This is a genomic window from Burkholderia sp. 4M9327F10, assembly GCF_005503145.1.
Taxonomy (GTDB): domain Bacteria; phylum Pseudomonadota; class Gammaproteobacteria; order Burkholderiales; family Burkholderiaceae; genus Paraburkholderia.
The window spans coordinates 41,263-55,794 of record NZ_SCNV01000026.1 but is presented as its reverse complement, the minus strand read 5'-3'; the positions used below and the strand labels follow the sequence as shown (position 1 = coordinate 55,794).

The 14,532-nt window shown below is 58.9% G+C and carries 10 protein-coding genes; 6 read left to right on the top strand and 4 right to left on the bottom strand.

Annotation, left to right across the window (positions count from 1 at the left end; translation table 11 throughout):
* Nucleotides 1–15 precede the first annotated feature (15 nt).
* The 4 genes from FFS45_RS22450 to FFS45_RS22435 all read left to right on the top strand — a co-directional run bounded on the left by FFS45_RS22450 (nucleotide 16) and on the right by FFS45_RS22435 (nucleotide 4,759).
* Nucleotides 16–1,509 carry an aldehyde dehydrogenase gene (locus FFS45_RS22450; protein WP_137956824.1) on the top strand — a complete coding sequence of 498 codons (1,494 nt, stop codon included), beginning with the start codon at nucleotides 16–18 and terminating at the stop codon, nucleotides 1,507–1,509.
* Between the two features lie 93 nt (nucleotides 1,510–1,602).
* Entirely contained in the window at nucleotides 1,603–2,373 is a 771-nt protein-coding gene (locus FFS45_RS22445; RefSeq protein WP_137956823.1) for a pyrroline-5-carboxylate reductase, read from the top strand.
* 222 nt (nucleotides 2,374–2,595) lie between these two features.
* Nucleotides 2,596–3,597: a LysR substrate-binding domain-containing protein gene (locus tag FFS45_RS22440; RefSeq protein WP_137956822.1), complete on the top strand. Its 1,002-nt coding sequence runs from the start codon at nucleotides 2,596–2,598 to the stop codon at nucleotides 3,595–3,597.
* Nucleotides 3,598–3,670: 73 nt separating this feature from the next.
* The gene (locus tag FFS45_RS22435; protein WP_171029718.1) at nucleotides 3,671–4,759 is read left to right on the top strand and encodes a GlxA family transcriptional regulator; all 1,089 of its coding nucleotides are present in this window, start codon (nucleotides 3,671–3,673) and stop codon (nucleotides 4,757–4,759) included.
* A gap of 23 nt (nucleotides 4,760–4,782) precedes the next feature.
* On the opposite strand, the gene FFS45_RS22430 is transcribed toward FFS45_RS22435, so the two are convergent.
* Entirely contained in the window at nucleotides 4,783–7,527 is a 2,745-nt protein-coding gene (locus FFS45_RS22430; protein WP_137956820.1) for a TonB-dependent receptor, read from the bottom strand.
* 873 nt (nucleotides 7,528–8,400) lie between these two features.
* Nucleotides 8,401–9,321 carry a LysR family transcriptional regulator gene (locus FFS45_RS22425; protein ID WP_137956819.1) on the bottom strand — a complete coding sequence of 307 codons (921 nt, stop codon included), beginning with the start codon at nucleotides 9,319–9,321 and terminating at the stop codon, nucleotides 8,401–8,403.
* 140 nt (nucleotides 9,322–9,461) lie between these two features.
* On the opposite strand from FFS45_RS22425, the gene FFS45_RS22420 reads away from it, so the two are divergent.
* Complete coding sequence (locus tag FFS45_RS22420) at nucleotides 9,462–10,226, top strand: SDR family oxidoreductase (RefSeq protein WP_137956818.1); 765 nt, start codon at nucleotides 9,462–9,464, stop codon at nucleotides 10,224–10,226.
* Between the two features lie 152 nt (nucleotides 10,227–10,378).
* Nucleotides 10,379–10,873: an AAA family ATPase gene (locus tag FFS45_RS22415; protein ID WP_137956817.1), complete on the top strand. Its 495-nt coding sequence runs from the start codon at nucleotides 10,379–10,381 to the stop codon at nucleotides 10,871–10,873.
* A 20-nt stretch (nucleotides 10,874–10,893) separates the two neighbouring features.
* On the opposite strand, the gene FFS45_RS22410 is transcribed toward FFS45_RS22415, so the two are convergent.
* Nucleotides 10,894–12,819 (bottom strand): SMP-30/gluconolaconase/LRE-like region family protein, encoded by a 1,926-nt coding sequence (locus FFS45_RS22410; protein ID WP_137956816.1) that lies wholly within the window; start codon nucleotides 12,817–12,819, stop codon nucleotides 10,894–10,896.
* Between the two features lie 241 nt (nucleotides 12,820–13,060).
* The gene (locus FFS45_RS22405) at nucleotides 13,061–14,119 is read right to left on the bottom strand and encodes a hybrid sensor histidine kinase/response regulator (protein WP_249362889.1); all 1,059 of its coding nucleotides are present in this window, start codon (nucleotides 14,117–14,119) and stop codon (nucleotides 13,061–13,063) included.
* Between the last annotated feature and the right edge of the window lie 413 nt (nucleotides 14,120–14,532).

Sequence of the window (14,532 nt, the reverse complement as noted above, 5' to 3'; positions counted from 1 at the left end):
GAGTGAGGATAGATAATGGCGACATTTGAAGAGTGGCAACAACGAGCTGACGAACTCTCGCTGGACGGCCGCGCCTTTATCGGGGGGAAGCGCTCCCCGGCCGTTTCCGGTGAGAGCTTCCGGACCTTGAATCCGTCTAATGGCGAGGCGCTTGCCGATATCGCTCACTGTGACGGTAAAGATGTTGACCGCGCAGTCTGCGCGGCGAGAGAGGCTTTTGAATCAGGTGTCTGGTCGAAGGCGACGCCGGCGCACCGGAAGTCTGTGCTGCTGCGGCTTGCCCAGCTGATTGAAGAGAACACCGACGAGCTGGCCGTGCTCGAAGCGCTCGAAGCGGGCAAGCCGGTTTCGGAGTGCATGGGACTCGACATTCCGGAATCGGCCGCTTGCATCCGCTGGCATGCCGAAGTCACTGACAAGCGATACGACGCGCTCTCTCCCTCGGGTGCGAGTGTCGTAAGCATGATCACACGGGAGCCGATCGGCGTCGTGGGCGCCGTACTTCCGTGGAATTTTCCTGTGCTGATGCTCGCGTGGAAAATCGGGCCCGCACTGTCGGTCGGCAACAGCGTGATCGTCAAGCCTGCTGAGCAAACGTCGCTTGCGACACTGCGCGTCGCAGATCTTGCGCTGGAGGCAGGCATTCCCGCTGGCGTGTTCAGTGTCGTAACAGGATTCGGAGAGACTGCCGGACAGGCTATCGGCCGCCATCCCGACGTTGATCTCATCGCCTTCACCGGTTCCACCGAGACCGGCAAGCTTTTCCTCCGGTATTCGGCCGATACGAACCTCAAGCGGGTGATTCTCGAATGCGGCGGGAAGAACCCCCAGCTTGTACTCCCCGATGTGGCCAATCTGGACGCCGTAGCAGAACAGGCAGTCGCAGCTGCTTTCTGGAACATGGGTGAAAATTGCAGCGCGGGTTCGCGTCTGCTGGTCCACGCCGGCCAGAAAGAGGTTTTGCTGGAGAAGATCAAAGGCGTTCTTGAAACGTGGAAGACCGGGAACCCTCTGGACCCGAACGTGAAGCTAGGCGCGCTGATCGAGCAAAAGCACTACGAAAAGGTGCTTGGCCACATCGAAAAGGCCCGTGCCGAAGGCGCACGACTTGTGTGCGGCGGGAATGCCATGTTCGCTGAGACGGGTGGCTGGTACATCGAGCCGACCATCTTCGATAACGTGACGCCTGAAATGAGCATTGCGCGGGACGAGGTATTCGGTCCGGTGCTTTGCGTTATCGCATACGATCACGTGGACGAAGCCATCCAGATCGCCAACAATACCTGCTACGGATTGGCTGCTTCGTTGTGGACCGATAATGTCAACCACGCGCACAAGGTCGCGGCCAGAATTCGCGCGGGCACCGTAACCATCAACTGTTTCGGCGAAGGTGACCTGTCGACTCCGTTTGGCGGGTTTAAGCAATCGGGCTTCGGCGGTCGTGATAAGTCGGTCTACGCACACGACCAGTATTGCGAACTGAAAACCACCTGGCTGAAGCTCGACTGACAGCAAAGCTTGGGGCACTGTAGTGATGCCCCAAGCACATCACGGACATCCTGGCGTTGCGGCGCCGGGATATTTCAGGGAGTGACAGGGCATATGCGGCTTGGCTTTATTGGAACCGGCACCATTACTCACGCAATCGTCACCGGGTTGCTTCGGGTCGGCGCATCTTTCGAAAGTATCTGCCTGTCGCCGCGCAATGCGCAGACGGCAGCCATGCTTGCCACGCTCGACTCGCGTATTGCCGTTTGCCGAACCAATCAGGAAGTGCTGGATACCTGTGACGTAGCGTGTCTCGCTGTGGTGCCGCAGATCGCATCGGATGTGCTGGGCGCTCTCACCTTCGAGGCGCGCCACCATATCATCAGCTTTATGGCAGGAATCCCGATTGCAGATGTGCAGCGGATGACTGGCAAAGCTACCGGGGTTGTCCGTGCGATACCTTTGCCTGCAGTTGCGGCTGCAAAGGGAAGTACCGCGATTTGTCCTCCGGACGAAGTGGTACGCCGGCTATTCTCGTGGGTGGGCGCCGCAGTCGAAGTGGACGACGAAAGTAAGTTCGATGCCTTGTCCGCCGTTACAGCGACCATGGCGAGCTTTTATGCCGTGCTTGAAACGCAGGCGGCATGGCTGGTCAAACAGGGTGTCGACTATAGCTCGGCGAGAGCGTATCTCGCAGCGTATTGTATGGGGCTTGCCATCGGTGCGGTCGAGGGCGGGCAACCGTATTCCACGCTGGTGCAGCAGTCCATGACGCCTGGAGGGATCAACGAGCAACTGCACGAGGAACTCTCGCGCCGGGGTTCCTACACCCACTATAGCGATGCACTCGACCGTGTTTTGACCCGCATCGCAGGACAGAAGTAGCGTCGCGGCGTTTCGTGGTGAGCGAGGCGTGCCGCTGAGGGCGCTGGCCAAGGCGGGTTGACCGCAATTGCCGATAAGAACAGATACGCCCAAAATGTTGGGACTACAGTAACCGAGCGCCAACGGCGGTAACGAGTCGCGACTATTGTCGGAGTAAAGTCTAAATAACGCCGCTGCCGGTTCGCGGTCTGCCCTGGTTTGGCCGCACTCAAGGTGAAGAACATGCAGAAGAAGCAACTGTTTGCTGACAGGCTACTGGCTCAAATGCCCTCGTTACGCGCATTGAAGTGCTTCGTAACGGCGGCGCGCTATGAGAGCTTCACGCAGGCGGCGGAAGTTCTGTGTGTGACGCAGGCGGCCATCAGCAGGCAAATCAAGGAACTTGAGGATACCCTGGATGTTGCGCTATTCGAGCGGACAGGCCGGCACATCGCGTTGACCGACGCAGGCCGCATTCTGTACAACGCGTCATACCTGTCGATCATGAATATCGCCGAGGCAGCCGAGGTTGTGCGGCGCTCAGACAAACTCACGTTGAACATCTGCGTTTCTCACACTTTCTCCGCACTGTGGCTGTCTTCGCGGTTGCCGCGTTTCCGGCGAAAGTATCCGGAAATCAGACTCAATATCACGGTGACCGAGCACTTCATGGAACTGGATGAGCTCATGCAGCCGGACGTCATCATCACCAAGAACCCGCCACGGGAACCCGAGTACGAAGTGGCGCCCCTGTTTCACGATGTCGTGTATCCCGTGTGCAGCCGTGCGTTCTTCGAAACTCACTTTCAAAGCAGGGAACTTAAGCCCCTGGACCTCCTCAAGCACCCCACACTCCATCTGTCTTTACTGGGGCGGGCACAGGTTTGCGAGCACGTCGACTGGCGTGTGTGGCGAAACTGGTTTCAGCAGGGCGATGGTTCTGAAAGGTATGCGCAGGGCGAGCATTTTGAAAGTAACGACTACCGGCTTCTGGTTTCTTTGGCGGAAGCCGGTGAAGGGACGCTTCTCGGCTGGCATCATCTGGTTCATCGCCAGATTGACCAGGGAACGCTGGTTCGCCCCGTGCAGGACGCACTGGTATTTCACGACAGGCATCATTACGTCATTACGCACAAAAACGCCAGGAGCCGGCCGGAATATATCAAGTTCCGCGAATGGATTGGCGAGGAGGTCGGCGAGATGATGAGAGACTGGCCCAATGTCCCCGCCGGTGCGACGCAATAGACTCTTCATGCGTCGAATCGCAGTCCATGGACCTGACGCGGGTGTCCCGCAACCCGAGTCTGAAATGCAGGGCATGACAACCTCACCGCGCACTGGATCTCCGGATGGGAGAGCATCGCCTGTCCGGTTCGGAATCGTATTGCTTCCGAATTTCACGCTCACCGCGTTCTCCGGATTTGTCGATCTGCTACGTCTGGCCAGTGACGAAGGGGACCTTAGCAAGCCCGTTCGGTGTGCGTGGAGCATCATTGGCGAATCGCTGACTCCGGTCCGCGCAAGCTGTGGCATCCAGGTCAGTCCGTGGACTACCTTCGAGGAAGCTGGCGAGCTGGACTATCTGGTCGTGGTCGGCGGGTTACTGCACTCAGGTCCATCGGCAAGTGAGGCAACGCTACGCTTTATTCGTGAGACTGCGTGTACTTCAGCGACACTGGTCGGAATATGCACAGGCGCGTTCGCCTTGATGCGGGCCGAAGTGATGGACGGTTATCGCATCTGCGTGAGCTGGTTTCACTATTGGGACTTTATCGAACGCTTTCCTCAAGCCGATGAGCGCAATCTTGTTGCAGACAGGCTGTTTGTCATTGACCGGCGACGCATCACCTGTTCGGGAGGGCGCGCATCAATTGACGTGGCCGCCGCTATCCTGCTGCGACATATGTATGCCACCATCGTAAAGAAGGCGCTGCGAATCCTGCTGGTTGACGACGCGGAAAAGGGGAATGCACCACAACCCCATCCTCCTGGCCTTGAACCGTCGACTCATCCTAAGGTAAAGCGCGCGATCCTTTTGATGGAGCAGCACATCGGGCAACCTCTCAGCCTTGGCGAACTCGCGCATCGACTTGATGTGTCGGTTCGCCAGCTTGAACGTTTATTCAGCAGTGAGGTGGGCGAAGCGCCGCTGTCCTATGGACGACAACTCCGTATTCGAACAGCAGCGTGGCTCCTGACCAGTTCAGACAGGACGGTGACCGACATTGCGTCCTCCTGTGGATTCTCAGATGCATCGCATCTGGGGCGGGAATTCCGGAAAGCATTTGGGGAATCGCCCAACGCCTACAGATTGCGCGGCGCGCATGCCGAGCCGGATGACAGTGGGTGCGCCGCTTCCCGCGATTCATCGCGCAGGGAGCGGCGCATCTCCCAACTCAAGACATAGTCACTGCGGCTTCATTTAAACCATCAAAACCGGTAAGTCGCGCCAACCTGGAAAAACCGCCCCAGGTCCGTATACAACGACTGATCGTACCCGGTGATATCCGGCGAAGCCTGCCACTCGACGTCAAACGGCGGCTTGCGATCGAACAGGTTCGAAATGCCACCGTAGATAGTCCAGTGCTTGATGCCGCGATAGCTTGCCATCAGGTTGAACTGGCTATACGACGCCACAGAACCCGTGCCGCCATCGCCAAACTCCGCCGCCACCGCGTTCGTGTACGGCCCCGTGTATTGCCAGGTCAACGAGGTCGTCAGGTCGTGGAAATCCCAGGACAGTGTCGTATTGCCTTTCCAACGCGGATCGCTTGCGCCGAACGGTTGCAGGAAGGCGAGGTTGTTGCCCGCGAAGTCCTGCGGTGCCGAACCCGGGCTGCGAAGCTTGAAGTGCCACATGTAGGCCCAGTCGCCCGTCAGCGTGAACGTGCCGTAGGTGGTGCGAACCGCCTTGCGGAAGTTCATGTCGAAGCCGTCGGTATCGAGCGAGCCGAGGTTGACGAACGGCTGCACGATATAGCGGATCGTACCGTCAGGATTGCGAACCACGGTCGACGGGTTGTTTGCCTGCAGCACTGCGTTTGGATCTGCCGTGCCGATCACACCGTCGATGTGCACTTTGTAGAACGCCGCGCCGATATCGGTGAGCGCATCGGGAGACAACTGGAAGCCGATGTTGTAGTTCTTCGTGTGCTCAGGCTGCAGATTCGGATTGCCGGTGGTCTGCTCGGTGGTGAAGTGCTTGGTCGGCTTGCCGCTCGGATCGTACGGATCGACCAGGTTCTGGTGACCGAGATAGACCGCCTGCGAGTTTTCAACGCCCGTCGGCGCACGGAAGCCACGGCTGTACGACGCGTAGGTCGTCAGCATCCGCACCGGCTGGAAGCGCAGTGCAAAGCTTGGCGAGAAGGCGCCGCCGAAGTCGCTGTAGTGGTCGTAGCGGCTGGCTTGCGTGAATGTCAGGTTCTTGAGGATCGGAATATCGACCTGGTAGAACACCGCTGCCACATTGCGCGAGCTGTCGACGGTCTGTACGTTTGCCGGTGCGGAGATGCCCTGTGCCGCGAGCGTCTGCGGGTTGATCACCGACGACTCATGGCGGAATTCCGTGCCGAGGCCTAACCCGACGTTACCGGTGGGCAGCGTAAACAGGTTCGACGTCGAGGTCTTGGCGGTGACGCTATCCACCTTCGAAATCGCCTGCTGATTGTCGTCCGTGAACACGCCATTCAGGCCGTTAGGCGTCGAGCTGGGATTCGAGAAGTTATACGTGCCGTTCATCAGCATGTTCTCGACGCCCGCCACGTTCAGGCGGTTCGTGTACGTCGTATCCACCGTGCTCTGGGAATGGCCGTAGTCGGCCGACCAGTCCCAGTTCCCCAGCTTGGCCGTGTTGAACGAACCTTTGACGCCGGTCGATGCCATCCAGAACGTCGACACCGTGTCCGCCACGCCGACGTTGTTCGGGAACGACAGATTGATCGGCGTCGGCACGCCAAACGGGTTGAACGGGTTCGACGCCGGCACGGTTCGCGAAAGCGGCGCGACGGAGCCTGCGGAAGGGTTGAATACGTTCGAATTGGCGGTGAGCGCAGCCGGGCCCTGCAACTGCACGTTCTCGTCGCGGCTTACCCAGAAGCCCGCGTAGGCCTCCGTGTTGTCGTCAACCCGGAAGGTGCCGCGTACCTTTGCATTCAGGCGCGTCACAGCCGGTGTCAGAGAGGTGGCGGCGGCGGTGTTGTACGTGCACGAAGCACCGTTCGTATTTGCCGGGGTGCTGCCCGGCGGGCAGGGACTAAGCGCCGTGTTGCCCCCAGGCGTGCCCCAGAACGACTGCTGGCCGGGGCCGAACGGCGCAGCATGGCCGCCCGCATATTGCGAGTAATCCTGCGACGACGTCATGTCGCGATCGGCAAGCGTCGAGCCGCTGTCGCGGTAGTAGCTTGCGGCGGCCGTGACGTTGAAGCGATCGGAGTTAAGGTCACCGAAGCCGCCCAGCACGCTGAAGCTGCCCTGGCCATTGCCGGGGTGCTGCGCCTTGCCCAATTGAGTGTCGAGCTGCAGACCCTGGAAATTCTTCTTGGTAATGATGTTGACGACACCGGCGATTGCATCGGAACCGTAAATCGAAACCGCACCTGTCTTTACGATGTCGATGTGATCGACGATGCTGAGGGGAATCGTGTTGACGTCGAAGAAGGTGTCAGTGAAGTTCACCGCTTGCGCGTAGTTGGCGACCCGTTGTCCGTCGACCAGCACCAGCGTGTACTTTTCGCTCAGGCCGCGCAGTGCGATGCCGGCTCCGCCCGGTGCCGAGCTGTTCATCGTGGACTGCGACCAGCTGCTGGCCGAGTTGGCCGCGGTGCCGCGCAGGAAGTCGGACACGGTGGTGTAGCCGCTCTGCTGGATATCCTTTGCCGTAATGGTCTGGACTTCAATATTGCCCACTTTGTCCGATGTGCGGATCAGCGAGCCCGTGACCTCAAATTTCTTGAGCTGCTTGACTCCCCCGGTGACCGCCGAATCGGCTGTAGCGGCGGGCGCCGTGGCGCTGTCCCGCGTACTGGCCTGAGCGACTGCCGTGGATGATGCGGCCGCAACCCCTGCTGCTGACGGTTGGCTCTGAGCGAATGCGGAGGTACCCACCGCAGCTGTCAAAGCCATTTCGGCCCAGACTATTTTTCGGATGGCCGATCCTAAATCCTTTCTTTTCATGCTTCTCTCTCTCGCCACTAACGCCAAGTTGTTATACGAAGAGACCTGGCTAGCCCCTTCGTTTGCGGCACCCCACCGCATGGATCCGAGTGCTCCGTTTTTCCTCGAACCTCAGACAACGATCACCTAGGTCGTTGATTTTTAGTAAATTTACAAAATGAGTAGTTATACTAATTAATAAGATTGGAGCCATTCTTAAAGCGGCAGAAATTCCGGGTTATATGAACGGAAGCCTCACATCAGCTCAATTTCCGCTTTGGCATCTTGTTAATTAGTACAGCGAAAATACATTTGTGCGTCTGGGAAACCCAAAACCCGGCATTTGGCACCATGACAAACTGCTCGGGTCAACGTCCGCGTGCCAGCGAACGCCTTTGAGTCCCCTTCATCCCGCTTCTTGCAACCGCGCCTGGCACTGCCCGCCAGGCGTCCCGCTCGTGCTGCCCAAGCGCGGTCGTAAGATTGCCTTTCATTTCGTGTACGGAAACATATCAGCACAGAAATGTTTCGTCAAAATTTGTTTGATATGGGTAACAAAAATGTGTGGAATTCGTAATTTGAGTTGCCAGGGTTTTTACTAGCATCGACGCGGTTTATCAGTCCCGGCGGCTCGCGGCCCCCCAGTCGACGGTTGTGCAAAAGGACGCGCACCCGCCTTGCGACTTGTTCTGCCGCGGCTGTCTTTTGGGCTTGCGTCGGCTCGGGTGTTGGGCGAATGGGCAAAAAAAGACCTGCTCGCCCAAGGGAAGGCGGCAGGTCGAGAACTGACAAGTGTACTTATCGGGGAAGATAAGTGATGCAAGTGTAATGTAAACGAAAATTAAATGTAAACATTCTTGTCGTCGTAACTGCAGAGCAACGCGCGGCGGCGCATCAACAGGGCGTACCGTCTCGATCCCACGGTGGCACATCGCCGAACGCATCGACGAGGAAATCGATGGCTGCGCGTATCCTGGCACTCAGGTGCCGGCGACTCGGATATAGCGCGAGCACGTCGATATCGGGCAAGCGATACTCAGGCAGCACCTGAACCAGCGTGCCGGCACGCAGGTCGTTGCCGACCAGAAACGTGGGTTGCCAGATCACGCCTTGCCCGCCGAGCGCTGCAGCCCGCGCCGTATCGCCATTGTTGGTACGCATGTGATAGTCCACCTTTACGGCGTGAGCCGTGCTCTCGCGGTCGATCAGTTGCCACTCGTCCCCGGTGGCGGCGTACGAATAGCCGATGCATCGATGCTCGAGCAGATCCGTCGGCGAAACGGGGTATCCGTAACGTGCGAGATAGACCGGCGATGCACACAGGATGTTTCGTGAGGTAGCCAGCTTGCGCGCCGCGTGACTGGTCGAACCGGTGCCTGAGATGCGAATGGCGAGATCGTATCCTTCCTCGACAATATCGACCACGCGGTCATTCAGCGAAACGTCGAGTTCCACTTCGGGGTACTTCCGCATGAACCCGGGCCATAGCGGCGCGAGATGCAGAATCCCGAAGGTCACCGGTGCATTGATGCGCAGCCGTCCACGGGGTTCGACCGACGCCAATGACACAAGCCCCTCAGTCTCGGCGACGTCGTCAAGGATGGACTTGCAGCGCGAGTAAAGAGTCTCGCCGCCCTCGGTGAGCGAAAGCCTGCGGGAGGTGCGATTCAGCAGGCGTGTGCCGAGATGCGCTTCCAACTCGTTCACATAGCGGGTCACGTTGGCGGGCGAGGTCTCCAGCGCATCGGCTGCACGTGTGAAGCTGCCGCGATTCACCACGGTCACGAAGACTTCATAGGCACGCAAGCGATCCATGTGTTTTCCCGATCATTCACAAATGCTGAATGATATACCCATGTTTTGAGCCTTTCTCAGTCTTAGGCTGAAGCATATATTGCGTCTCATGGGCCAAGGCATCGGGCACTGGCCGAAAAAACTGAAACAGGAGATTGAACATGCAACGCTTGACAGGAAAAGTCGCCATCGTGACCGGTGCCAGTGCGGGAATTGGCCGTGCCACCGCAAAACTGTTCGCCGCGGAAGGCGCAAAGGTAGTGCTCGCGGCGCGCCGCGAAGCCGAGCTTGAAACGCTCGTTGCCGAAATCGTCAGCGAAGGCGGTGAGGCTGCGTTTCTCGCGGGTGACGTGCAGTCAGAGGACTTCGCGAAAGCGCTCGTCGCGTTGGCCGTCACCCGTTTCGGACGCCTTGATATCGCCTATAACAACGCCGGCACCCTGGGCGAAATGGGGCCGAGCACAGGCGTGTCGGAGGCAGGCTGGTCGGCCGCGCTGGCGACCAATCTGACGAGCGCTTTTCTGGGCGCGAAGCACCAGATCCCCGAGATGCTGAAACAGGGTGGGGGATCAATCATCTTTACGTCGACGTTCATCGGCTACTCATTCGCTTTCCCTGGCACGGCGGCATACGCTGCGAGCAAGGCCGGCTTGATTGGCCTGACGCAGGCGCTTGCGGCGGAGTATGGGCCGCAAGGTGTGCGGGTCAACGCCATTTTGCCCGGCGCCGTCGACACGCCGATGTATCGCGACATGAACGACACCGCCGAGTCGCAGGCCTTCGTGACCGGGTTGCATGCGCTCAAGCGCGTTGCACGGCCGGAAGAACTCGCCCGCTCAGTGCTTTATCTGGCGTCCGATGATTCGTCCTTCGTGACCGGTACCGCCTCGCTAGTCGATGGCGGCGCATCGATTACGCGCACGTGAAATCCGCGGCGAGCAGCGAGATGGTAAGGGCGCACCTGCTAGATAAAAACAGGCTAGAGTTCCGTTTTGACTGGACACGTTTGTCCGCAATCGTGGAGCGTCCCTTTGGAAAGTCTCAATGTCCTTACCGACTTCCTGCATGAGTATCTGCAATGCTGATCGCCTTCGGAGGACTGCCAGGAACCGGAAAGACAACGGTTGCGCAAGCACTCGCTCGCAAGCTCGCCGCGGTGTATCTGCGTATCGATACATTGGAGCAGGCATTCATTGCGTCCGGGAACGGGAAGACGGATATTGGACCGGCGGGCTATCTGGCCGGATATGCCGTTGCGAGAGATAACTTGCGTCTGGGATTGACCGTCGTCGCGGACTCGGTCAATTCGTTGCACATTACGCGTCGCGCCTGGAGGAATATCGCGCTTGAGGCAGGTGTGCGGATCCTTGAGATTGAGTTGATCTGTTCCGATGCAACGACGCACCGTTTAAGGGTCGAGGGGCGGCGAGCCGATATCCCCGGTCACACGCTACCGACATGGAAGAACGTGCTCGACCGTCAATATGATCCATGGGAAGCGGAGCATCTGGTGGTCGATACGGCTAACGTTTCGGTTGAGCAGGCTGTGGAAACGATCATGCGTCAGCTATAGAGGCGAGCGTCATCCACCGCTCACGGCGTCCACCGGTAAACCACCACACTAGAGCCGTTGTAGTTATCCTTCGTGATCACATACTCTCCATCGGACCTCATATACGCCCTGAGCCCATACATCGAATCCACGTCGTTGCCCACATCCACCGTCGCCGGACTGGAGTCGATCAGCGTAGTGTCCAGCTGGCCTGTGGTGAGATTGAATGCATCCACATTCGGTACCGTGTGCACATAGCCGACAAAAAGATAATTTCCGGCCGCAGTAATCGACTTGGGATTGGCGCTGGTGAGGTTGATAACCGGATCAGGCTTGGTGGTATTGCCGGCGCTCCAGCCGTGATACACCTCGATCCTCGACTTTATCGCCGTCCAGTCCGGACTCCCGTCAATGCCCTGTGCGAGGATCATGGTGTCGCTGTCCGCCAGGTAGACGATGCGCGTCAATGGCCGGATGCTCTCCGGAATGGAGATGGTGGTTGCTGCTCCCCACAGCGGTTTTCCTTCGCCATCGAAGCCGGTGAGCGGGTAGTGGAAGATGTGATTCGTCCGGTTCAGACCGGCCCACACGCCTCCTCTGCTATCGATGCAGAATCCGCCCGTGACCGGTCGTGTCGTATCGAACGCGCGACCCGGAAGCGAGGCGTCCGGTATGGCAATGTAGCCGTTCGCCGCGTTGAAGTGGAAGAAGTAAAAGGCGGCGGGATTCTGGCCGGACGCCACGAGAATGCGATTCCCGCCGACCGTGACGAGTTGGCCGAAGTGCTCGTCGCGCTCCGTATCGTTCATGTTCAGGCGTGGATCGGACGGATACTCGAACGGATCGACGGTGTTCGCAACGAAGGTGCCGCCGGCGCTGCCTGTGTAGATGTTGGTGCCGCCATAGAAGTAGGCGGCGTCTGTGGACGGATCCGGCGCTGCGACCCCCTCGAAGTTGAGGGACTGGAGCTTCCACTGCAGGGTGCCGGCACTGTTGTACGCGTGAATGTCGGTGCCGCCGTTGCGGCCGAGGTCCCAGCTTCCACCCCACGGGTTGTTGAGCACATACAGATTGCCGGCCGAGTCTTTGCCGATACCCACGATGCGGGTAAAGCGCTTGTCGCCAACCTGGCCTTTGATGCCGCTGGTAGTGTCGAGATAGCCGCCCTGTATGCCGAAGGTGCCGGCCAGTGTCGGCGTGCCCGAGATGTTGTAAAGCTTGATGTTCATGTCGGGGCCTTCGTCGCCCACCATGAGCCGGCCGGACGCCGCATCGAAATAAAGCGCGGACGGCCGCGAGGCTGCGGGCATCTGGATGGTGTCGAGCGGGGCGCCGGCCGCACTGAATTCGACGATTGCCGCGGCGTTCTTCTGGGCGACCCAGATATTTCCCGCGCCATCCAGCGCAAGCGCGCCGGGACTCGAGATCTTGATGTCCTGCTGCCAGACGCCATCGGTGGTGAAGACCCGGACGCGATTGTCAAAAAAGTCGCTCGCGTAGAGGAGTGAGCCCGCCGTTGCGAGTCCTGTGATGACATCGGCCTTGCTCACGGCATTCCACACGCTGACGTCGATGACCAGGTCGCGCTTCTGGGTGGCCCGGTTGTATCTTCCCACCGCAGCGCTGCCGTAAGGGGTGCCGGACTGCAACGCGGCGAAGATCGAAGTGGCATTGCCCGTAATGGCGCCACCCTGAAACTCGTTGTGAATGCCGATGGAACCGATGCTGACGCCGTTCTGGTAGATCGCGACTCCGCCCTCGTTTTCGTCCCAGAAAGATGCCGTATAGATAACACCCTCGGGCGCGACCCACATTGAACGCGCCGTGTTGCCCACATGCGCGGCAAGGGTTCCATATGTGTTCGCGATCCAGTCGGTGGTGTATTGCGCCTGACAGGCCGGTGCAATTGCCGCACTTACCGCAATCAATGCGCCAAGAAATGCGGCATGAATTGTTTTTCTGATCATGAGTGGTGCCCTCGGAATGGCAGTCACTCAAAATGTAACTCGTCTACCTCTGTAATGATCAGACAATTAAATTAAAAAAAATGGAGCACGAACGAATAGGCCGCTATTTGAGTGGATAGACCGCACCCAACAGGTTTTTCTCTCGTCGAAATATGCGGTGCGAATGCATCGCATATCGGCAGTCTCGGTAAATGGAACTGAGCTTGCAATTCTTCGGCAAGCTTTACCGGATATCAGGACTTTATGCGGGCCGCTCGTCTTTAGGCAACAAGGCGCCAATCATGAAACCTCGCGGCGTGCGATTCATGACAATGCGGCCGCGATGCTTGGCCGCGGTGAAATTGACAAACGCGAGACCTAGCCCGAATCCGCTCTCGTCGTCGATCACGCCCGAGGGCAGCCGGACGAAGCGTTCCGCAACCCGATCCGATTCCTTGGCGGGGATGCCCGGCCCTTCGTCCTCGACGCCTATCAGGATGCCCTCCGGCGTATCGGCCAGAATGCAGCGCACGGTTGCGGCTTCGGGGCCGTATTTCAGCGCGTTGTCGAGCAGGTTGGTGACGAGGCGGCTCAGTAGCAGCCGGTCGGCGAAATAGGCGAATGTTGCTTCAGGCGCCTCGACGTGGATCTGACACCCTTTGCTGACCGCCTTCTCCCAGAGCTGGTCGACCGCATCGATCACCATCTCGTTCAAGTCCACCATTTCGAACTGGCGCCATTCCGATTGCGCGCGAGCCAGATGAAGAAAGCCGTCCGCGAGTTCCAGTGCGTGGGTGGCGTGCGTGGCAATACGCTCGAGGAGCGGGGGCAGCGTCCCGTGTTCTGTGCGATACAGCGCAAGCAACGCCAGAATGGAGGTTTGTGGCGAGCGCATGTCATGAGAGAGAAAGTCCATGGCATCGTCGCGCTGGCGCAAACTAATGTAGGAGGCCGAATGGTAGCGAATGCGCGCGATCAGCTCGATTGCATCCGGCAGCTTGACCAGATAGTCGTTGGCTCCGGCAACGAATGCGTCGCTCTTGACGGTAGGCTGTTCCCGCGACGAAAGCACCACCACCGGCACGTTGGCGAGCGCAGGCGTCGCGCGATAGTTGCGCACCAGATCCAGTCCGTCCATGCCGGGCATGATCAGGTCCTGCAGAATCACAGTCGGCTTGACGCGGCAAGCCATCGCCAGCGCCTCGCGCCAGTCCGTGCAAACGTGCAGATGAACGCCGCTTTCGCTTTCCAGGGCACGTCTGATCACCTCGCCGACAATCGGTTGATCATCGACCAGGAGCACGGTTGCCGCGGGGGCCATGGAAGTCGGGGCTGTAGTCATGGTGACGATAGACAATCGGATATTGAGGCGAGCTGCTCGGTCACATCGGCACGCTCAACGCATGCGTCTGTCACCCATTTGGGCTATCGCCCGGGCGCGGCAGGAGCGGATCGTGTGTGGACCGGCTCGTCGCGTCGATATCCGCCACGGCGAGTGGTGCGAGTGGCTCGACACAGAGCAGGTGTGAGACGTCCACTGATGCGTCAAAATCGGGTGACTAAAAAGTCGATGCCGAGATTGCGCGGTTGATGTTTCGCGGCGGGCGGCCAATTTTAAGATAATCCGCGCCGGCCGGGAGATGGCGATTGTTAAGGATTGTCAACTATCGGAGGCGATTGCCAGGACGGTTGCCTTAAATGTCAAATGCCGCGATGTATTGTCATCGGGCTGAA

Bases quoted from the DNA above. Each gene is read 5' to 3' on its own strand.
- FFS45_RS22450 (WP_137956824.1), top strand. From the start codon at position 16: ATGGCGACATTTGAAGAGTGGCAACAACGAGCTGACGAACTCTCGCTG.
- FFS45_RS22445 (WP_137956823.1), top strand. From the start codon at position 1,603: ATGCGGCTTGGCTTTATTGGAACCGGCACCATTACTCACGCAATCGTC.
- FFS45_RS22440 (WP_137956822.1), top strand. From the start codon at position 2,596: ATGCAGAAGAAGCAACTGTTTGCTGACAGGCTACTGGCTCAAATGCCC.
- FFS45_RS22435 (WP_171029718.1), top strand. From the start codon at position 3,671: ATGACAACCTCACCGCGCACTGGATCTCCGGATGGGAGAGCATCGCCT.
- FFS45_RS22430 (WP_137956820.1), bottom strand. From the start codon at position 7,527: ATGAAAAGAAAGGATTTAGGATCGGCCATCCGAAAAATAGTCTGGGCC.
- FFS45_RS22425 (WP_137956819.1), bottom strand. From the start codon at position 9,321: ATGGATCGCTTGCGTGCCTATGAAGTCTTCGTGACCGTGGTGAATCGC.
- FFS45_RS22420 (WP_137956818.1), top strand. From the start codon at position 9,462: ATGCAACGCTTGACAGGAAAAGTCGCCATCGTGACCGGTGCCAGTGCG.
- FFS45_RS22415 (WP_137956817.1), top strand. From the start codon at position 10,379: ATGCTGATCGCCTTCGGAGGACTGCCAGGAACCGGAAAGACAACGGTT.
- FFS45_RS22410 (WP_137956816.1), bottom strand. From the start codon at position 12,819: ATGATCAGAAAAACAATTCATGCCGCATTTCTTGGCGCATTGATTGCG.
- FFS45_RS22405 (WP_249362889.1), bottom strand. From the start codon at position 14,119: ATGGCCCCCGCGGCAACCGTGCTCCTGGTCGATGATCAACCGATTGTC.